This window comes from Bacteroides sp. DH3716P (assembly GCF_025914115.1).
In the GTDB taxonomy this organism is placed as follows: Bacteria; Bacteroidota; Bacteroidia; order Bacteroidales; family Bacteroidaceae; genus Bacteroides; species Bacteroides ovatus.
The window spans coordinates 1,541,762-1,563,874 of record NZ_CP083673.1; the positions used below are offsets into that span (position 1 = coordinate 1,541,762).

Sequence of the window (22,113 nt, forward strand, 5' to 3'; positions counted from 1 at the left end):
ATACAGTAATGAATAAAAATTATATTATAGGTCTATTTACATTGGGAATAATTAATGCTAACGCCCAAACATTTGACGAATGGCAGAATCCGGAAGTAAACGCTGTTAACCGAACGTTTATGCATACCAATTATTTTGCATACGAATCAGAGGAAACAGCTTTACTAGGTCATAAAGAGAAGTCTGTTAATTATATGAGTTTGAATGGACTTTGGAAATTCAACTGGGTAAAAGATGCAACTTCTCGTCCTGTCGACTTTTGGAAAACGGACTTTAACGACAAGGGCTGGCAGGAGTTAAAAGTACCTGGAGTATGGGAACTGAACGGCTACGGAGTCCCGATTTATGTTAATCACGGTTATGCCTGGCGGAACCAGTTTCAAAACAACCCTCCGCAATTGCCTGTTGAGAATAATCATATAGGTTCCTATCGCCGTGAATTCATTATTCCAACTTCTTGGAAAGGAAAAGACATCATCGCTCATTTCGGTTCTGTCACTTCTAATATGTATTTATGGGTAAATGGAAAGTATGTAGGATATAGTGAAGACAGTAAGCTGGAAGCGGAATTCGACCTTACTCCTTTCCTCAAACCTGGACAAAAGAATCTGATTGCCTTTCAAGTATTCCGCTGGTGTGACGGATCGTATCTGGAAGACCAGGATTTTTTCCGCTATAGCGGTGTAGGGCGCGATTGCTATCTGTACGCCCGCAACAAGAAACGTATTAATGACATTCGTGTGACTCCGGATTTGGATAGTAACTATGAGGACGGCGCTTTGCATGTGTCAATCAGCCTGAAGGGCAATGGTACCGTTAATCTGGATTTACAAGATATAGCCGGACGGACTGTAGCAAAGGGAATAGTAAAAGGAAGCAATACTGTTGTAATGAATGTAGAGAATCCTCGGAAATGGACAGCAGAAACGCCTTATCTCTATACGTTGCTTGCGACTTTGCAAGAGAATAATGAAGTGATCCCCGTGAAAGTCGGTTTCCGCAAAATAGAACAGAAGAACGGGCAGATTTTGATCAATGGCAAGCCGGTATTATTCAAGGGGGTCAATCGTCACGAATTAGACCCGGACGACGGGGCTGTGGTGTCACAGGAACGAATGATACAGGATATACAGATAATGAAGAAATTTAATATTAATGCTGTACGTACCTGTCATTATCCGGATGCAAATTTATGGTACGATTTGTGTGATAAATACGGGCTTTATGTAGTGGCTGAGGCTAATATAGAGTCCCATGGGATGGATTATAGAGGAAATGGAACATTAGCCAAACGTGCGGACTATAAGAAGGCTCATTTAGAAAGAAACCAACGCAATGTACAACGTGGATTTAATCATCCTTGTATCATCTTCTGGTCATTAGGAAACGAAGCGGGTTTCGGACCGAATTTTGAAGCTGCGTATCGTTGGATAAAGGCGGAAGACACAAGTCGTCCCGTGCAATACGAACAAGCAGACGGAAATGAATTTACAGATGTGTATTGCCCGATGTATGCAGATTATGCTCAAATGGAAAAATACGCTAAACGTAGTGGTTTGCTAAAACCGATGATTCAGTGTGAATATGCTCATGCCATGGGTAATTCAATGGGAGGGTTTAAAGAATATTGGGAACTTATCCGTAAACACCCTCATTTACAAGGTGGATTTATATGGGATTTTGCAGATCAGTCCTGCCATTGGAAAAACAAAGAAGGAGAGGGTATTTATGGCTATGGGGGTGACTTTAGCAAATACGATGCTTCAGATAATAATTTCTGTGACAATGGCTTGGTCAGCCCTGATCGTGCGCCTAATCCTCACATGCATGAAGTCGGGTATTTTTATCAAAACATATGGACTACTCTAAGCAATGTAACCAAAGGTGAAATCAACATTCATAACGAAAACTTCTTTCGAGACCTCTCTGCCTATTATATGGAATGGGCTGTATTGGCGGATGGCGAAACTGTGCGTACAGGATTTGTAGAAACATTGAATGTCGCTCCCGGACAGAAAGCAAAAGTCACATTGGACTTAGGCGATAGTAAATGTGGAGAACGGTTACTCAATGTGGCTTATCGTTTGAAGAAACGGGAAGGTCTGCTTCCGGCCGGACATATTGTCGCTAAAGATCAGCTTGTACTGAATGCATATAAGGCTCCTGCTCTGGAATTGAAAAATGTAGAGACTGTCAATACAATAATTGAAGTTCCACAAATCCGGGATAACGACAGGAATTATCTGCATATAAACGGTGACAACTTTCATTTGGAGTTCAGCAAACATACAGGGTATCTGACTCGTTATGAAGTAGCAGGTCTGGAATTGATGGATGAGGGTGCTGCATTAACCCCTAACTTTTGGCGTGCCCCTACTGACAACGATATGGGAGCTAATCTACATCGCAAACTTTCAGTATGGAAGAACCCTGGTATAAAGCTTGATTCTTTGAAATGGGAAACAAGAAATGAGCAGGTAATGATATATGCCGATTACGAGATGAAGAATGTCTCTGCCCGACTAAATCTTACTTATGTCATCAATAATCAGGGAGCTTTAAAGGTATCACAAAGGATGTCGGTCAATCCGCAAAGTAAGACTCCACCATTATTTCGTTTTGGTATGCAAATGCAAATGCCGGAAGATTTTGAAATGATTGAATATTATGGCCGTGGTCCTATTGAAAATTATTGTGACCGGAATCATAGTAGTGACTTGGGAATCTATCATCAATGTGTTACAGAGCAGCCTTATCCTTATATTCGTCCGCAAGAAACCGGGACAAAAACAGACATTCGTTGGTGGAAGCAACTAAATGTAGCAGGACGAGGTTTGCAAATTGTAGCCGGGGCTCCGTTCTCGGCCTCTGCCCTTCATTATACGATAGAGTCTTTAGATGATGGATGGAGTAAAGACCAAAGGCATTTCCCCGAGGTGAGAAAGGCCGACCTGACTAATCTTTGTATTGATAAAATACAAATGGGATTAGGATGTGTAAACAGCTGGGGTGGGTGGCCGTTGTCACAATATCATGTAAAATATATGGATTATGAATTCTCATTTGTTCTTACTCCTGTGGATAATGCCTTTTAGGATGAACGGACAATATAATTAATGATAATCAATACTATTTTAAGAGCATAAAGGCAGCCGAGCCTATGCTCTTAATTAACATAATATGTAAGCAATAATGAAAAATTTTATTTTGTTTGTCTTCTTTTTATTCTTCCTGCCAGGTATATATGCACAAAGTGATTTTCCTAAAAATGCCAGCGAAGATAAAGAGAAAATAATGAGTGATTTATATTGGGAAATCTGGAATGACAGTGTTCAAGCGTGTATAGATAGAGATATAGAAGAATATCGAAAAGCGAACGCCACAATTGAATTGCCGGAAGTAAACGAGGGAACAGAAGTGAAAATCGAACAAGTGTCACATGATTTCATATTCGGAGCCAGTATATTTAACTTCAATCAGTTAGGAACGGAAGAGCATAATCAGAAATACAAAGATTTGTTTGGTATTTTGTTTAATCGAGCTACTATTCCTTTTTATTGGAAAGCGTTTGAAACAGAGCCGGATCGATTGCGGTTCAAAGAAGAGTATTGGGATACAGAAATATATTGGAACCAACAGGGTGACCCTAAATCAAAACCACATTGGCGACGTCCGGCTACAGATCCTATTGTCGATTTTTGTATCGCCAAAGGGATAGCAATCCATGGACATCCGTTAGTCTGGGGACTTCGGAAAGCACATTTCCCCAATTGGATACTTAAAAAATATTTAACAGGAAAGGAACGTGAAGAATTTAACAAGCTCGTGACTGCATACGTCGAATCTGATGATTATTATTTTGGAGAGGAGAAATACAATGATAATTATCAAAAAATATCTCCAGATGAATTACAAACCAAATTACCGCGGTTCTCCAGAAAATTAGAAGAACTGTTTAAGAAACGTATGCAGGAAATTGCCAGACATTATGGCGGGCGTATCGGCAGTTGGGATGTCGTGAATGAGAGTGCGGTAGATTATGCTAAAGGTAAGATGCATCCAAATAGTAAGCTTTGTTTGAGTTCCCGTTATGGCATTATGCCGGGGGACTATACTTATAACAGTTTCAAACAAGCTTCATCACTTTTCCCGGATGGGGTGCAACTAAATATAAATGATTATTGGACAGGACCGGAATATGCTTCCCAAGTTAGGGATTTAATAAAACGGGGAGCCAAAATTGATGTAATTGGTTCTCAAATGCATTTGTTCGACCCACAACAATGCTTGGATATTGCTGCGGGTAAACATATTCAGTCTCCTCAACAAGTGAGAAGTGTCATAAATCGTTTGGCAGCGACAGGACTGCCTGTTCATTTGAGTGAAATAACCATCACTTCTCCTAACAACAATAAACGTGGACAGAAAATACAGGCTGTAATTACCCGGAATTTGTATCGACTGTGGTTTAGCCTTGAGCCAATGATGGGCATCACATGGTGGAACGTAGTCGACGGATGTGGAGCAGTGGATGAGACCGGTGTTTCCGGGCTATTCACCAAAGACATGATACCCAAACAAGCGTATCATGCTTTGAATGAATTGATCAATCACGAGTGGAAGACTAAAGGAGTGATAAAAGTTGACAGCTGTAGACAAATAAAATTTCGTGGTTTCAGAGGAAATTATGTTATTTCATGGATTGACGAGTCTGGTAATGTCCTAACTAAAGAATATTATTTAAAGTAAATCATTAATGTGAATTGGTAGTTAAATGTAAATCGAAACCTAACTTTTAACTACTGATTCGTATCTAATCATAAAAAACAAAAACTATCAGTGTTATGTCAGATTGTAGAACGGAGTACTTGGTAACAAGAAATAAGCAGTTTCTCTGCATGACAATCTTTTTTCTTTTTCTATCAAGTCACAAACTGTAAGTGTAGCCGATTTTTGGGGTGATCTCCAAGCCGCAGTGAGCCTTACTTTTGACGATGGTATCCAAGAGCATTATACTTTAGTACCCCCCCCCCCCATTTGAATCGGTATGCACTTCGAGGCACATTCGGGATAAATGGCAAATATATGGGCGATATTGATGATCATTTTGCTCCTCGACTCACTTCCATAAGAAAATATAGGCACTAACTGAATTTGCCAAATGAACGAAGAAAAAACTACCACCAAATTTGAAGAAGAACCGAAACATTTTGCTCTTTATGGTGCAAGTGAATCAGGGCGTGATTATAATACGGTTGATATGAGCCGTTTGCGTATGTATAATGAATACCTTGCTCCCTATCGTGCCGCTGTTGATGCAGGTGCAGGCAGTATTATGAGTTCCTTTAATGTTGTGGATGCTATCCCGGCTACTGCCAACAGATGGTTGCTGACTGATTTGCTTCGAAATGAGTGGGATTTCGAGGATTATTGATGACAGATTATTATGCGTTGGGCAAGATGGATGCCCACGGAGTTGCTCCTTTGAAAGAAGCCGCTGCGCGTGCTTTGCTGGCGGGTACGGATATGGATATGGTTTCCTGTGGTTTCCTGAATACGTTGGAAGAGTCTATAGCGGAAGGAAAAGTGGCAGAAGAACAGATTAATGCTGCGTGTAGGCGTGTGCTGGAAACAAAGTATAAATTGGGCTTGTTTGTCGACCCATATAAATATTGTGATACGTTGCGTGGTGAAAACGAGCTGTATACGACCGCTCATCGTGCTGTGGCACGAGAGATTGCTGTCGAAACGTTTGTTCTACTGAAAAATACGGATAATCTTCTTCCTTTGAAGAAGAAAGGTAGGATTGCTTTGATTGGGTCGATGGCAGTCTCCCTCTTTTACCTGTAGGCTGTTCTGTGGTGAGATACCGGAAATAGGCATCATCTCTAAATCGACTGATTACATGAAATCCCATTTCAAGTACACCATCTACAAATGTGGATTTGGAGAAGTAGGCATCCGCAACCACATAGTTTGTCAGTCGCAGAAGTCTTTCTTTGCGGGTACGTAGCACATGTAAATACCAGTCTATTAATGTGTATTTGACTTGCTCCAGTGTTTTTGCCGGTGGTGTTTGAACAGCCTCCAAATGGAAGCAGGTATGAAGGTCCATATCAATGAGACCAATGCCGGAGATTTCCAAACAACGTTTAGCCATCCTGGCACAACCCGACCAAAAACGCCCAAGGTAGGGAGTACATTTACCCGATTTGCTGATATAGCTCGGATCGAAAGCAATCGCAACACGATTACCTATCTGAGATCCTGCCAAGTTGGCATTAAAGGACAGCCAGTCGAACCTGCGACCAAACTGCTGACGATAGCGTTGTTCACCAAAGCGACCATAACGACCCAGTTGAAGGAAATTAATCCGACCCGGGATAATCAAATGTAAAAGTAACACTTCAAGCATAAACTTCTCACGCCATTTGTTTATCTTTACCGCCGATTTAAGCAGCACACTATTTATTAGCTCCAAATATTGGTCAAGTTCGTTCAGATTCATGATTATTAAAGATGTCGAAAACCTTAATATAATGAATCGGTAGGACTTGACCTACTTTTTATTTGTTAATTCAAAACTTAACGAACTATTGTGTATACTATTACAGTTTTTATTGTTAAGCACAACCTCTATTCCAAACTATATAGCCTCCCTTAAAAAACGATGATTCTTAAAAAAGGAATATTTAATCATCGGAGAAGGACATAAATCGCAGTTTGGTAAAGAAAAGCCGGAAAATGCCATGCATTTGTAATTACGTGATTCTCTATTTTCGCTGTTTTGAGAATATACTAATCGAATTGTGATAGATTCTTGATTCTTTTTGTTATTTGGAGAGTAGATACCTGAATAACCAATCATTTTATTATTTTCTCTTTTCCAATATATTATGATAAACTAGGGAGAAAATATTTCTTAATAGTCCATTTTTATCTTCTTCACCGGGGAACGATAGCTTCCTCGGTGAGGAACAAGTCGATGCACACCGAGGAACACTTCGTTGGTTTTAAGGCAATGAACGGTTCCTGAATAGAGAAAGATGTATATCTTGTTTGGCTTTATGCAATATTAGACTGTTTTTTGTATGCTCATGCGTTTATTTATACAGTTTATTTTCTAGTTTGCTACTTTCTAACTGGCTATTTTCCTGTAGAATATTAAAAGTAGAACATTGACAGGCCTATGCTATCATTTCGAGTTAATTCATCACACGCATTTTCATACCTTATTTCTCTGGAATAGTTGCAGGATGGACATTTCTCCCCATTATTAAACATTTGTTCTACATAAATAAATAAGTGGTGGCTAAATTTGCATCGTTATTAACTACATAATATTATGAAAAAGATAATCTATCTAGTTCCTACGTTGTCTTTAGTAGGTTGTACCTCACAGCGCGTAGAAGAAAAGCCGAATGTGATTGTGATTCTTGCCGATGATCTGGGATTTGGTGATGTCAGCGCTTACGGCTCTACTACGATTCATACTCCGAATATCGACAGTCTGGCTCATGGCGGAGTTTGTTTCATGAACGGATATGCCACTTCGGCAACTTCCACTCCCAGTCGTTACGCTTTGATGACCGGAATGTATCCGTGGAAAAATAAGGATGCAAAAATCCTGCCGGGAGATGCTCCTCTTATCATTAATGAAAATCAGTTTACCTTGCCGAAGATGATGCAGCAATGCGGTTATGTGACCGGAGCTATCGGAAAGTGGCACTTGGGGATGGGAGACGGCAATGTCAACTGGAACGAAACCGTCAAACCGGGTGCCAAAGAAATCGGTTTCGACTATTCTTGCCTGATTGCAGCAACCAACGACCGTGTCCCGACGGTTTACGTGGAAAACGGCGATGTAGTAGGACTCGATCCGGCTGACCCCATCGAAGTAAGTTACGAGCATAATTTTGAAGGCGAACCGACTGCCATCTCTCATCCGGAGATGCTGAAAATGCAGTGGGCACACGGACACAATAACTCTATAGTAAACGGAATTCCCCGTATCGGATATATGAAAGGCGGACAGAAAGCCCGTTGGAAAGACGAGGATATGGCCGACTATTTTGTAGATAAGGTAAAGAACTTTGTTACTGAACACAAAGGTGCTCCTTTCTTCCTGTATTATGGCTTACACGAACCTCACGTACCTCGTGCTCCCCACCAGCGATTTGTGGGCAAAACAACGATGGGGTCTCGTGGCGATGCCATCGTTGAGGCAGACTGGTGTGTCGGCGAACTGCTTGCCCACTTGAAGAAAGAAGGCTTGTTGGAAAAGACACTGATTATCTTCTCCAGCGATAACGGGCCGGTTCTGAATGACGGTTACAAAGACGGTGCTCCCGAACTGGCAGGCGATCATCTTCCTGCAGGAGGTCTGCGCGGAGGTAAATATAGTTTGTTCGACGGTGGTACGCATATTCCTCTGTTTGTTTATTGGAAAGGAAAGATTCAGCCGGTCGTATCCGATGCACTGGTTTGTCAGGTAGATATTCTCGCTTCTCTGGGTTCGATGATACATGCCGATTTGCCGGAAGGTTTGGATAGTCGGAACTATCTGGATGCTTTCTTCGGAAAAGAGCAGACTGCCCGCAAGGATGTAGTGCTGGAAGCGCAAGGACGTATGGCTTATCGTTCGGGCGACTGGATTATGATGCCTCCTTATAAAGGTTCCGAACGAAACCTGACCGGAAATGAATTGGGTAATCTGGGTGAATACGGATTATTTAATGTAAAAGCCGACCGGACTCAACAACAGAATATGGCGGCACAACGGCCCGAACTTCTGGACTCCCTGAAGCAGAATTTCTTTGCTGAAGTGGACGGTTATTATCGCAGCGAAGTAGAAGAAGAACCATTAAAATAAGGTCAAATGTTTATTCTGAACATAAATCCCGTTGATAAAACAATCGTTCTATTCTACCGGGATTTATTTCTTTACCTTTGTTCTGTTCGATGTCGGACAATTAACCTTGAAGTATGTATATGAAAATGAAAGCTTTTTTAATGTTTGTATTGCTGTTCTTATGTTCGATGGGAACAAAGGCGCAGGATTTGGGGGCGAACTATAATGAAAATATAGATTACCCGATTACGGAAATAGAGATGTTGAAACAGTCGAAAGTGAGTTGGGTGAGAGGATTTGTCAATATCCCCAATCTGTTTCTTCAGAATGAAAACGGGAAGATTGTTGGTGTGAAAGAAAATGCCATCAGGACACATATTCCTACATTGAAATTTATTCAGGCCAAGAAAGCGTTGGGCGACCGTGTGAAATTCATCTTGAGTCTGAAAATACCTTTTGAATTATATACCGATACGGTTCCCAAAGTAGGAACTAAGGAGATGGAGTACATATTTCAGGCAACGGAAATATTACTGAAAACCTATGATATGGCGAAGAATATTGAAATACTTGTCATGGGTAACGAGCCGGAATGGGAGAATGCATTGGATACCGATCTCTGTCATGCGGATGGTGAAGATTATCGGGCATTTCTGAATGAGTTTGCCAATCGGCTGACTACCTGGAAACAGGCTAATGGCTGGACATTTGATATTTATGCCGGAGCATTGAACCGTGTTTCCGAGTTGCCGAAGAGCGAAACGGTACCTGCAGTAGTCTCTGTGGTTAATAACAATCCTAATGTTGTAGGGCTCGACTTGCACGTTCACGCATTGAAAATCAACCAGGCGGAAGATGATTTCCGTATTATCCGCGATAAATATGGTGTAACAAAGAAACTGATTTGCACGGAATTCTCTATGGTGCGTGCTTTAAATCCTCATGTGGCGGATGCACTGGGAGAATGGGGAACCAAGCATGGTTATACGGCCGGGATGAAAATTTACGAATACCTTAATCTGATAGCCGAAAAAGCTAACGCCGGTACACCGGTGAGTGCAACCGAGTTCAAGAGCCTTTTTGAGAGTTATTCCTGGTATCCGAAGAATTGGTATAAGACTTTTTATGAAGTATTCAAGAAATATGATACGTATGCCATTACCGGACGTTTTAGTGTGGTTCCCGGTGGAGCGAGAGCTGTTTACGATGCGAAGACTGAAATGTGGGAACTTGGAGGAATTTATTTTTCCCGTTATTTAGGACTGGATGCAGACGGATTCTACAATCCCAATCCATTGTTATATCCTGATTTTATTGCTGCCCGGGATGGATTGGCAGTTTCCAGCCTTGTCGGAGGACAACGGGAATTGTTCATAAGTTGGGGTAATGGAGCCGATAAAACAGGTATATTGTCAGTAACAGATGAGGAGGGAACAGAGGTGGTGCGTCGATCGCTTGATTCGGAGAATGACTATACATTGGTTGAAAATCTTGCTCCCGGAACGACTTATCATGTAGCATTGCTGAAATCGGATGATGCCGTGTTGTGGAAGGATGATGTTAAGACCAAGTCTGTAACAGGAAAGTTTCCTTTGTTGAAATATCAACAAGTGGATGGATATATGTTGGTACAACTATTAAATTTGCCGGATGATGTCTCATCTTATAAAGTAAAGCTGGATGGACAGGAAATCAATATAGTGAATAAGAACCTGAACGGACAAATACTTACCGCTGAAGTGACTTATAAGGATGGATCGGTAGAAATATTGTCGACAACTATTAGAAAGTAATTATCTTAAATTTATTCGCTTATGAAAGTAATATATGTAGTGTTGGTATGTTTGTTGACTTTCACCTCTTGTGCGGAGACGGAATATGCCGAAAACGGGGTTGATAAGAAGAATATAACAGGATATACCGAAGTTGGGTTTTATAGTTTGGATGGAATTTGTACTTTTACAGAGCAGGAACAACTTCAGGCTGCAATTAATCCTAAACGGTTGACTTATCGCCTGCAAAATTCGGATCAAAGCAAATACATTCATGTGAAGTTTGACGGGAAGCCCACGGCTGTTGGTCAAAAGATAAAGACTGAATTCTCATTCCAAGGAGTTTCTTTCCTCAAAGAAGGGATGGAGATGGAAGTAGTTCGTATAGATGGAGATAAAGTTTGGTTGTCAGGAGATAACGTCGGTATAGTAATCCCTGTTTTTAATAATTAAAAGAAAGATATTATGAAAAGATACATTCCTATTGTAGCGTCATTAATGGTGTTTTCGTTGATATCATGTGATGAAGTCATGGATCTGACACAGCCGGAAAAGGCTGAAGTTACCTATTCCAATATTACCTTGTCGCTTTATCAGACAGGCAAATATGATTTATATCTGGATGAGCCGGAATACCAATATAACATTATGGTGGAGAAAAGCCATTGCGAAAAAGAAGCAAAGGCGAAATTGGCTGTTGTCGATGCCAAAGAGTTTGGTGAAGAATATCACCTCTTACCTGTGGAATATTATGATCTGGATGGGAGTAATTTTAATTTTAAGGGGGACGATGTCCTGCGTATGGTAAATTTGCGCTTCCATGATTTAGGTACGCTTGACGGATCAAAGAAATACGTTCTCGGTTTGAAACTGGTTTCCGACGATCTTGCAGTCAATCAAGAGAAAAGTACAATGACTTTCTTCCTGCAACAGAAACAGGGAGAAATCGACAACCCTTATACCGTGGCGACAACGAACGACTTGATAACTCTCGGAGAGAAACTCAAAGATGGTAAGACGATCTATGCCAAGATAGAGAATGATATTGATTTGCAAGGTGTAGACTGGCAACCGATAGAGACTTCGGTTTCCAAACAACTTGTATTGGATGGAGGCGGACATACGATTCGTAATCTGAAAGTAAATACTTCCTCTTCTGTTAATCAGGGATTCTTTGGATTGTTGGTTGGTAAGTGTTCCAATATAAACTTTGAAAATGCGCAGATTACAGCCAATACAAAGATGGCAGGCATCCTTGCCGGACAGGTGGGAGCTGCTACTTCTCCGGGTATTGTGGAGAATGTTCGGGTATCCGGTACGATTTCTTTAACTTCGGGAACGGGAGCGACTGCCTGGGATAACGGTCAGGCTGGTGGTATCTGTGCAAGACTTCATGGTGCAGATAGTAAAATTCATCAGTGTACATCGGCAACGGATATTACTGCCGTATGGTGCGCCGGCGGTATTTGTGGGGAAACGAGAGGCGGAGCAACGATCTCTCAATGCTCTTCCACTGGGGATATTGTGACTGAATCATGTGTAGGAGGCATCGTTGGACGTATGTTATATTCTATCGTTACGCAGTGTTATTCTTCAGGTCTTGCACAAGCTTTCCCGATGAAAGTGGCGAATCCTGCGGGTGGTATTGCCGGATTTGTAGATCCTAGTCCGACAGCTGTGATCTCTTATTGTTATTCCGATTGCGAGATTTCCGCTCAAAATCAGGTAGGCGGTATTCTGGGATTTGCTAACAAGGCGACAGGAATCACCGTAACACATTGTGTGGCTTGGAACCGGAAATTATTCTCTAACGGTGCACCTAAGTCGGGAAGAATTTGCGGACGCTTTAACAAAAATGAGGCTAATAATTGCTATGCGAATCCGAATATGGAATGTCGTTTTTCTGCCAATACGCCTGCTATCGTAGATGAACAAATACCCAACTACGCAGCACAAAACTTTGGTGCCGACCGTTACAATGGTCTTTCTACGATGAGCACCCCGATAGATGCTGCCAAGGCTCTTTCCTGGGATGAATCAATATGGAATCTCGCAGGGGAGAAACCCGGTTTGGTTTGGATGTTAGATTGAAATTTTGTAGATGAGATAAAGATCAGATATAGAATAAAATAGGTATGAAAAAACATAAAATGACAAAAAGACTTATTCTCGCATTAGGAATCATTGGTTTGTCTGTCACTGGGGTACGGGCTGATTCGGTTAATGAGAAGGAGATCACTTATGCCGATCCTACAATTTATGTGGAAAACGGAAAGTATTACCTCACCGGCACACGCAATCAGGAACCACAGGGCTTTGCTATCCTCGAATCGACCGATCTGGAGCATTGGACAGTGCCTGATGGCAGTTCCCTGCAACTGATTCTGCGGAAAGGAGATCGAACGTATGGTGAAAAAGGCTTCTGGGCACCTCAATACTTTAAGGATAAAAGAACTTATTATTTCACTTATACCGCTAATGAGCAAACAGTAATTGCTTCCTCAAAATCGGTATTCGGACCTTTCCGGCAGAAGGAAGTCAAGCCGATAGACGCTTCCGCTAAGAATATAGACTCTTTCCTATTTAAGGATGATGATGGGAAGTACTACCTATATCATGTCCGCTTTAATAAAGGTAATTACCTTTGGGTAGCCGAGTTTGACATAAAGAAAGGAAGTATCAAACCGGAAACATTGAAACAATGTATGGACTGTACGGAGCCTTGGGAAAAGACTCCGAACTATAAGTCTGCACCGGTGATGGAAGGACCGACTGTTATGAAGTGGGACGGGGTATATTACCTCTTCTATTCTGCCAATCATTTTATGAATATCGACTATTCGGTAGGTTATGCCACTGCTTCTTCCCCTTTCGGTCCGTGGAAAAAGCATCCGAACAGTCCGATCATTCATCGCAGTCTCGTAGGAGAAAACGGATCAGGACATGGAGATGTATTTAAAGGGCTGGATGGAAAATATTACTATGTTTACCACGTTCATCGTTCAGATTCCACCGTGTCCCCTCGTAAAACACGTATTGTTCCGCTCATCCTGAAGAAAGGAAATGACGGCGTATACAACATCACCGTAGACAAAGAGCATGTCATAAAGCCAATGTGGAAGTGATTTGTTCAGAAATGTAGTAGAGAAATCTATTTTGCACATTTGTACGGGTTTTAAGGAGATTCTTCCCTTTCATTTGAAGATTTTCCCGCTTAATTTGTGCTATGAGATAAAGAATTTGTTAACAGTTAAAAATAATGTTTATGAAAAGGAACAGACTTTATTTTTCTTTCTTCTGTCTTTGTTGCTTTTTGCTTTGTGCGCTGGACGTGCAGGCACAACAAATCTATTGGAAGGGACAAGTGAAGGATGCAGTATCCGGTGAACCGATGATTGGAGTCAGTGTTCGCGTGAAAGGTACGGGAAGCGGTACGATTACTGATTTTGACGGTAATTTTACTGTGAAGGCATCGAAAGGAGACATACTTGTCATTTCTTATGTGGGTTATAAAACTCTGGAACTGGATTTAAAGAATAAAACGACTTTAGGCGTAATCTCTTTGGGAGAAGATACGGAGACACTGGAGGAAGTGGTAGTGGTTGGATACGGCGTACAGAAAAAGGTATCCAGTGTCGGTTCCATTGCCACGGCAAAAGGAGATGATTTATTAAAGATAGGTAGTGTGAACTCCGTTTCCGAAGCTTTGCAAGGGCAGATGCCGGGCGTGGTTGCCATCAATTCCACCTCAAAGCCGGGAGCTGATAAGGCTTCTTTATTGATTCGTGGTAAGTCTACCTGGGGAGAAGCGGATCCACTGGTATTGGTGGACGGTATCGAACGTGACTTCAACGATGTAGATGTGAATGAAATCGAATCTATTTCCGTACTGAAAGATGCTTCGGCAACTGCGGTTTACGGTGTGAAAGGTGCGAATGGGGTGATCCTGCTGACTACCAAACGCGGACTCGAACAGAAACCGGAAATATCATTCACAGCTAACTTTGGTTTTAAACAACCTTCTGCCGCTCCTGAATGGTCTGACTATGTGACCTCTATGAAACAGTATAACAGAGCACAGGCCAATGATGGTAATTGGGGAGCAATGGTTCCCGAATCTACCATTGCCGCATGGGAGAATGCGTATGCTACCGGAAATTACGGCCCGTATAATGATGTCTTTCCCGAAGTGGACTGGTGGAAAGAACTGGTAAAGAATGTAGGTTATGAACAGGCTTATAATCTTAATGTACGTGGTGGTACGAAGAAAATGAGTTATTTCGTATCTTTGGGTTATTTGCATGACGGAGATATTTTTAATACTACCAAACAAGAGGATTTCGATCCTTCCTTCTCTTACCGTCGTTATAACTGGCGTAGTAATTTCGACTTCAATATCACAAGTACTACTAAACTTTCGTTCAATGTGGCCGGTAAGATGGGTTATCAGAACCAACCGTCTTATTATGAGAATGTCGATTCTCCGGATGAACGTTTTTTTAAAACGTTCTTTACGGCTCCAAGTAATGAATTTCCGATTAAATATAGTAATGGAATATGGGGAGACGGGTTAAGTTCCGATCAAAATATAGCCTGTCTGATGAACGAAGGAGGTAGTCGTAATATTAAGCAACATCAAGGTTTCTACGATATAATCTTGAATCAGAAGCTGGACTTTATTACAAAGGGACTGTCATTGAAAGCATCATTGTCTTACACTACTTCTTCTTCATGGACTACCCAGATCATGCCGGGTAAAATTTTAGGTAAAGACGATTTGGTTGCCCAACGTACACATATTCGTATTAATCGTGTGTATGATTACGCCAATCCTATTTATAATGCTGACGGAACAATTACTTATAATTATACCGAGAAACGCTATCCGGATGAAAATGCTCCCGGAGATTTGCCTGTTGGTGGTGTTTATGACGGTTTCAAGGCTTACGGACGTAAACTTTATTACGAATTAGCATTGAATTATAGTCGCCAGTTTGGCGATCACGATGTAAGCGCCTTATTTGTGTTTAACCGTAAGATGAACGAATCGACCAATACTGCTAATTCGGGTGTGATGAACTTCCCGGCTTACGAAGAAGACTGGGTAGGCCGTGTCACTTACAACTTCAAAGAGCGTTATCTTGCTGAATTTAACGGTGCCTACACTGGTTCGGAAAAATTTGCTCCGGGACGCCGTTTCGGATTCTTCCCCTCTGCCTCTATTGGTTGGCGTATCAGTGAAGAACCATGGGTAAAGAAATTGACCAAAGGTGTACTGACCAACCTGAAAGTGCGCTATTCGTATGGAGTAGTTGGTAATGATAAAGGTGCTACCCGTTTCAACTATATTCAGAAGTTTGAGCAACTATCTGCCAATGCGCAGTTTGGTAAATATCAGACCAGTAACTGGGGACCTTTATACAAAGAAGGAAAACTGGCCGACCCCGATGCTACCTGGGAAGAATCTATCAAGCAGAATATTGGTATCGAAATAGGTTTGTGGGGTAAACTAAACTTTACTGTGGATTTGTTCGACGAAAAGCGTAATAACATTTTGATGACACGTAATACGATTCCGTCATGGGCCGATAGTGGTATTGCTTTTCCGCAGGTGAATCTGGGTAAGACTAAAAATCACGGTCTCGAACTGGATATTGCCTGGAACGACCATATTGGAAAGTTTAATTATTACGCGAAGTTTAATTTTGCAACCAGTGAGAATCGTGTCGTTTTTATTGATGATCCGAAGAACCAGAGCGAATATTTGAAAAAAGCCGGAAAGTCAATCGGATATGTGAACAAATACCTGGCAACAGGAAACTTCCAGTCATTGGATGATATTTATAACTCGGCGCAGTCCACTATTGCCAATGGTACACACAACACGCTGATTCCGGGAGACTTGTACTACATCGATTATAATGGAGACGGTATGATTGATGCCAAGGATATGGTTCCGATGAAAAACCTGAACTATCCGACTACTACCCTCGGATTTACATTGGGAGGTTCTTACAAAGGAATCGGATTCAATATGTTGTGGTACAGTGCTATGGACGTTTATAAAGAAGCGATTCCTTCCTATTTATGGGATTTCCCGGAAGGTAATATCAAGGCTCAACCAAATACGTTGAATACATGGACAGCCGATGCTCCGATTCAAGGCGGTCCGATTCGCCCCAGTATTCATGTTCAGAGAAGTTATAATTCGGTGGCTAGTACATACACATATACCAACCATGCTTATCTTCGCTTGAAGAACCTGGAAGTGAATTATCAGATTCCGAAGCGTTGGTTGCAGCCTTTACGTCTGACAAAACTGCAAGTATATGTCAACGGTACCAATTTGTTGACGTTCTCGAAAGGTGATTCCCGCCGTGACCCCGAACATTCGGGACAGAATGTTTATCCGGTGGTGAGACGTTATAACATTGGTTTTAGATTAGGATTATGAGACACTTTAAATTTACTGATATGAGAAGACATAAGTTGAATTGGATATGGATCATTCTATTGGGGTTGTTTGTAGGAAGTTGTGAGGACTATCTGGACCGCTCTCCCGATGACGGACTTTCCGAAGATGATGTTTATAAAGATTATAGCAGTTTGTTAGGGTTCATGGACCGCATCTTTCAAAATGATGATATATTAATCTTTACACATGGTATCAACTCTTATTCGAATACATACGTAACGGTAGGTAATTTATCGGATGAATATGCATCCGTTCGCGATAATGATCCGTCGAAGTTTGTCAATGCAGGTAACTGGCTGGAGAATGCCGGTACACGTTTCGAAATAGGAAGTAAAAGTGATGGGAAGAATTTCAAAAGTGCTATTTCTCGTGCTTATACCGGACTTCGTATCGTGAACCGTGTAATTAGCGGAGTAGATCAAGTGAAATCCATCACAGACGACCAAAGGAGAAAACTGTTGGGACAGGCTCATTTTCTGCGTGCCTACTTCTATTTTGAGATTATCAAGCGATATGGCGGAATGCCCATCTTTGACCAGCTTTGGGGAGCATCGGACGACTTTGACTTTCCCCGTAAAACTTATCAGGAATCCAATGCTTGGATGCAGACAGACCTGGATAAAGCCATTGAATATTTACCTATAAGCTGGCCTGACGAGGAACATGGACGGCCTGACAGAGTAAGCGCCATGGCATTAAAAGCGATGACACAGCTTTATGCTGCCAGCCCTTTGATGCAGAACGACTTGAATTCTATTGAAAACAAAGGATATGGAAAAGAGATGGCTGCTGAAGCTGCCCGTAGTGCGCAAAAGGCGATCAATGCTATTGAAAGTCACGAATATTATCGCCTGATGAATCATGACGAATATCGTAGTATTCAGCTAATGCCTAATTCCAATCAATTCGCACAGCCGGAATATTTATGGTTCCTGCGTTGGCATCATGGCAACTGGTCTGCTTTCGTCAGAGCGCAATGGCTGACACAACCATACGATAATAAAACCGGTGCCGAAGGTACTCCTTATAATGCTCCGACACAAAATGCGGTAGATATGTACGAACGTAAGGGAGCCGACGGCAACTACTATCCGATTACTGATCCGCGTTCCGGTTATGATGCGGTAAAGACTACCAATCCTTATTCGGATAGAGACCCTCGCTTCACGAATAATATCCTCGTGCCCGGTGAGCAATGGGGGAAGAATTTACAGGGTGTTCCCTATTATCTGACTACTTATTCGGGCGGTTACTCCGAGAACTTCATTTCTACCAATCAGTTTACGAGAGGCTCTCAACAGACCGGATATATGTGTAAGAAGTTCATTTGGCCGGAAGCAAGTGTGCCTTTGTTTGGCGAAGCTGGTTTCCAATTATATCGTTTGGTGGCTGTGTACATTCGTGTTTCGCAAGTTTATCTGGATATGGCAGAGGCTTCATACGAGGCGACAGGTGATCCGGATGCAGTCGTTACGGGTTGTACGATGTCGGCCCGTCAGGCTTTGAATAAAATCCGTGTAAGAGCCGGAATTGGCGAACTACCGGATGGAGTTGACTTTAGAGAAGCTTATCGGCGGGAACGTGGTGTGGAATTGATGTTCGAAGGACACCGCTGGTATGATATCCGTCGTTGGATGATTGCTGAAGAACTGTTTAAGGGTGAATATCCGATCATGGGTGTCAAAGCAACTCCGATCAATCATTCTTATACGGCCGACCAGTTGAAAGTGGAAAAAGCCTGCACTTATAAGTTGACCGACTTTACTTACGAGTATGTTCCGGTGAGGACAGCCGTGCGGACGTTTAACAAGCGTAATTATTGGTATCCGCTGCCGATGGATGAAGTGGCGGCTTTGGATAATCTTCAACAGAACCCCGGATGGTGATACCTATAAATAAAGAAAAGTATATGAGAAACAAGATTAGATATATAAGACTGATAGGGCTCATATTTGTCCTTATCGTTGGCTCTAGCCTGACTTTCGCACAAAATAAATCAAAGAGAAAGTCGGCGAAGAAGCCTTTGGTGGAAGTAGTTTCTATTGTTACCGACGAGAAAGGTAGCCCGTTGAAGAATGTTTCTATCATTTGTGGAGAAGGCGCAGTCGTTCTATATACAGATGCAAAGGGACGTTTTCAGACGAAGGTCGAGAATGACGCAACCGTTATGGTGGAGGCTTTGGGATATGAAGATAAAGTGTATAAACTGTTGGGCAGCAATATAGTGCCTGAAAAGATTGTATTGAAGAAAGAGCCTCTGTTTCTGACCGAAGAATCGCTGGTGAATAGAGCCGATGGTGGCAAGACGTATAAAGGGAATGAAGTAGGCGCAACGAGCGTACTGGAGAACGGACAGTTCGGAACCTTCCCTGATTTGACGCTGACGAATATGCTGCAAGGTAAAATGTTAGGTCTGCAAGTTCGCTCCACAGTCAGCGGATTGGGGAACAATACGCCTGATTTATTTATCCGTGGCCAGCATGGCATGTCGGAGAATACAGCTATCGTTATCATCGATGGTGTGGAACGTCCGGCAGCGGATTTGATTCCTGAAGAAATCGAACGTATCGAGTTGCTGAAAGATGCCACCGCCAAGATTCTTTATGGGGCACGTGCTGCGAATGGCGTACTTTGGGTGACTACCCGCAGAGGAAAGGCCAACCGCCGCATTTATAACGCAACCGCCGAAGCAGGTGTGGTACAGATGACGCGTACTCCTGATTTTCTGAATTCTTATCAGTATGCTAATCTGTACAATGAAGCGCGTGCAAATGACGGATTGACTCCTTACTATAATCAGAAACAACTGGAAGGATATAAAAACTCCAAAGGAGCCGATGATCTATTGTATCCGAACGTCGATTTGTACGATCAGTTATTGAACAAAAATGCCAACTATCGGAAAGTATCGTTCGATATGACGGGAGGTACCGACAGAGTGCGTTATGCCCTGATTGCCGGATATGTAGGAGGTAGCGGATTTGAAGACGTCACCTATACTCCGCAATTGCACCGCCTGACTCTTCGCGGAAACCTCGACTTCAATGTAACGGATTTCCTGACTATATCCGCAGACGTTGCCGGACGTATGGAAATGCGTAAATGGGGGCAATTGGACTGTGGTCAGGTATTTACGGCCCTGTCTACGCATCGTCCGAATGAATACCCGCTGACTATGTCACCAGAAGAAACCGGACTGGCCAGCTCGGACGGGATTCCTTTGTTCGGTGCAAGTCTGCTGCGTCCGATGAATGTATACGCGGAAACGATGTACGGAGGATATACGGATGAGCGTTATACACGCAGCCAGACCAATATCGGTTTGAAATTCGATCTTGATATGCTGACAAAAGGCTTGAAAGCCGGTGCTTTCCTTTCTTTCGACAACTATGATTACCTACAACTCTCTTTGAGCAAAGTCTATCCGACGTATGCCATCAAAACATATCGTGACTTTGCCGGTGAGGAACAGATCATGTACACCCAGATGAAGAAAACAGATGTAGCCACTTCACAAAGCCGGAAGTCGACTACCTTGCAGCAGACATTGGGTTGGAATGCCTTTGCCGCATACGAGAATACATTCAACCAAAAGCATGATGTATCGGCACGGCTGACTTACATGTACTCGAAAACAACGAATCAGGGAGTGACCCAAGACATCATCAATGCAAACTACGCATTGCGTCTGAACTATATGTATGACCACCGCTATGCTGTGGAAGCCGACATGGCATTGATGGGAAGCAACCGTTTCAAATCGGGAGATAAATACTTCTTCTCGGCAGCAGGCGGCCTAGCCTGGATTCTAAGCAATGAAGATTTCCTGAAAGACAATGAATACGTGAACTTTCTGAAACTGAAAACCAGCGCCGGTATATTGGGCTATGACAGAAGCACGGAACATTTATTGTATGAACGTGCCTGGTCGCAAGACGGCAGCTTCCGGTTCGGAACAACGAACAATGGCGCTACGGCTTACTATTCCACTTTTGTCCGTGCGGGCAATCCGAACCTGAAATGGGAAAAGGCAGCAGAATGGAACATTGGTGTGGAAGGCCTGTTCCTGAATAACCGCTTATATACCGAAATAAACTATTTCCGTGAGAAACATACGGACATCATTGGTTCTGTTGATGCCTCTTACGGGGATTATACTGGTAACTTTACCTACCAGGACAACATGGGCTCTGTCTTGAATCACGGTATAGAAGGAATGTTCACTTGGAGCGACCGTATCAACGACTGGGCTTATTCGGTAGGAGCCAATTTCGTATGGTCTAAGAATAAAGTATTGAAATGGAACCAGGTGAAGCATGGTGAAGAATACCGTTACACAGTGGGGCGTTCTACCGATGCTATGATGGGACTGGTTGCCGAAGGATTATTTGGCAAAGATGTAGCCATCAATGGACATGCCCCCCAGACGTTTGCCGATTATCAGGAAGGCGACATCGCCTACAAAGACCTGAATGGCGATAAGATCATTGATGGTCGTGACGTAAAGGAACTCGGAAATTCATTCCCGCGTACCACATTGGGCATTGACCTCAACGTAAGTTACAAAGGCTGGGGATTGTATCTTCAGGGATATTCCGAACTGGGCGTTCACACCTGGGCAACGAATGCTTATTACTGGAATAATGGAGAAGGTAAATACTCCAAACTGGCATTAGACCGTTATCATCCGGCAAACAATCCGACCGGAAGTTATCCGCGCCTGACAACCACTGCCGGTGAGAACAATTTCCGCAATTCTTCTTTCTGGTTGAAGAATACAAGCTTCTTCCGTATGAAGAATGTTGAATTGAGCTACACGTTCAATCAGTTCTCCCCAAGTTCGGTAGTGAAGAAGATGAAGGTTTTCGCTCGTGGTGCAAACTTGTTTGTGCTTTCTTCCGTGAAAGATCTGGATCCTGAACTGCTGAATGCCGGTGTGACAAACTACCCGGTGACACGTACTTTTACAGGCGGAGTCTCTTTTGTATTTTAATTTTGAACAATTAATAGATGGC

The 22,113-nt window shown here is 42.5% G+C and carries 10 protein-coding genes and 2 pseudogenes; 11 read left to right on the forward strand and 1 reads right to left on the reverse strand.

Translation table 11 applies throughout. The features are described 5' to 3' along the window. Positions 1-8 precede the first annotated feature (8 nt). The 3 genes and pseudogenes from KQP79_RS05380 to KQP79_RS05390 form a co-directional block, all read left to right on the forward strand. Positions 9-3,095: a glycoside hydrolase family 2 TIM barrel-domain containing protein gene (locus tag KQP79_RS05380; RefSeq protein WP_008646840.1), complete on the forward strand. Its 3,087-nt coding sequence runs from the start codon at positions 9-11 to the stop codon at positions 3,093-3,095. A gap of 97 nt (positions 3,096-3,192) precedes the next feature. After that, positions 3,193-4,749 (forward strand): endo-1,4-beta-xylanase, encoded by a 1,557-nt coding sequence (locus tag KQP79_RS05385; protein WP_008646838.1) that lies wholly within the window; start codon positions 3,193-3,195, stop codon positions 4,747-4,749. A 454-nt stretch (positions 4,750-5,203) separates the two neighbouring features. Further along, positions 5,204-5,829: pseudogene (locus tag KQP79_RS05390) on the forward strand (glycoside hydrolase family 3 N-terminal domain-containing protein); the annotation flags it as partial. Positions 5,830-5,872: 43 nt separating this feature from the next. Here KQP79_RS05390 and KQP79_RS05395 read toward each other — a convergent pair. After that, positions 5,873-6,508, reverse strand: a pseudogene (locus KQP79_RS05395) (transposase); the annotation flags it as partial. Positions 6,509-7,345: 837 nt separating this feature from the next. On the opposite strand from KQP79_RS05395, the gene KQP79_RS05400 reads away from it, so the two are divergent. From KQP79_RS05400 to KQP79_RS05435, 8 genes are all read left to right on the forward strand, one after another. Next, positions 7,346-8,872 carry a sulfatase-like hydrolase/transferase gene (locus tag KQP79_RS05400; RefSeq protein ID WP_004307739.1) on the forward strand — a complete coding sequence of 509 codons (1,527 nt, stop codon included), beginning with the start codon at positions 7,346-7,348 and terminating at the stop codon, positions 8,870-8,872. A 113-nt stretch (positions 8,873-8,985) separates the two neighbouring features. Next, positions 8,986-10,644 carry a hypothetical protein gene (locus KQP79_RS05405; RefSeq protein WP_004307740.1) on the forward strand — a complete coding sequence of 553 codons (1,659 nt, stop codon included), beginning with the start codon at positions 8,986-8,988 and terminating at the stop codon, positions 10,642-10,644. 21 nt (positions 10,645-10,665) lie between these two features. Then, a complete protein-coding gene (locus tag KQP79_RS05410) occupies positions 10,666-11,076 on the forward strand; it encodes a hypothetical protein (protein ID WP_004307741.1) in 411 nt (136 codons plus the stop codon). Between the two features lie 12 nt (positions 11,077-11,088). Continuing rightward, positions 11,089-12,714, forward strand: a complete 1,626-nt coding sequence (locus KQP79_RS05415) for a DUF1735 domain-containing protein (RefSeq protein WP_061447938.1) — start codon at positions 11,089-11,091, stop codon at positions 12,712-12,714. Positions 12,715-12,758: 44 nt separating this feature from the next. Continuing rightward, complete coding sequence (locus KQP79_RS05420; protein WP_004307743.1) at positions 12,759-13,748, forward strand: glycoside hydrolase family 43 protein; 990 nt, start codon at positions 12,759-12,761, stop codon at positions 13,746-13,748. 140 nt (positions 13,749-13,888) lie between these two features. Then, entirely contained in the window at positions 13,889-17,077 is a 3,189-nt protein-coding gene (locus tag KQP79_RS05425; protein ID WP_061447947.1) for a SusC/RagA family TonB-linked outer membrane protein, read from the forward strand. Positions 17,078-17,097: 20 nt separating this feature from the next. Continuing rightward, positions 17,098-18,984, forward strand: coding sequence for a RagB/SusD family nutrient uptake outer membrane protein (locus KQP79_RS05430; protein WP_061447939.1), 1,887 nt, complete (start codon positions 17,098-17,100; stop codon positions 18,982-18,984). A gap of 23 nt (positions 18,985-19,007) precedes the next feature. Beyond that, positions 19,008-22,091, forward strand: a complete 3,084-nt coding sequence (locus tag KQP79_RS05435) for a SusC/RagA family TonB-linked outer membrane protein (protein ID WP_061447948.1) — start codon at positions 19,008-19,010, stop codon at positions 22,089-22,091. The last annotated feature ends 22 nt before the right edge of the window (positions 22,092-22,113 follow it).

Coding starts and splice junctions, on each gene's coding strand:
- KQP79_RS05380 (WP_008646840.1), top strand. CDS start 9: ATGAATAAAAATTATATTATAGGTCTATTTACATTGGGAATAATTAAT.
- KQP79_RS05385 (WP_008646838.1), top strand. CDS start 3,193: ATGAAAAATTTTATTTTGTTTGTCTTCTTTTTATTCTTCCTGCCAGGT.
- KQP79_RS05400 (WP_004307739.1), top strand. CDS start 7,346: ATGAAAAAGATAATCTATCTAGTTCCTACGTTGTCTTTAGTAGGTTGT.
- KQP79_RS05405 (WP_004307740.1), top strand. CDS start 8,986: ATGTATATGAAAATGAAAGCTTTTTTAATGTTTGTATTGCTGTTCTTA.
- KQP79_RS05410 (WP_004307741.1), top strand. CDS start 10,666: ATGAAAGTAATATATGTAGTGTTGGTATGTTTGTTGACTTTCACCTCT.
- KQP79_RS05415 (WP_061447938.1), top strand. CDS start 11,089: ATGAAAAGATACATTCCTATTGTAGCGTCATTAATGGTGTTTTCGTTG.
- KQP79_RS05420 (WP_004307743.1), top strand. CDS start 12,759: ATGAAAAAACATAAAATGACAAAAAGACTTATTCTCGCATTAGGAATC.
- KQP79_RS05425 (WP_061447947.1), top strand. CDS start 13,889: ATGAAAAGGAACAGACTTTATTTTTCTTTCTTCTGTCTTTGTTGCTTT.
- KQP79_RS05430 (WP_061447939.1), top strand. CDS start 17,098: ATGAGAAGACATAAGTTGAATTGGATATGGATCATTCTATTGGGGTTG.
- KQP79_RS05435 (WP_061447948.1), top strand. CDS start 19,008: ATGAGAAACAAGATTAGATATATAAGACTGATAGGGCTCATATTTGTC.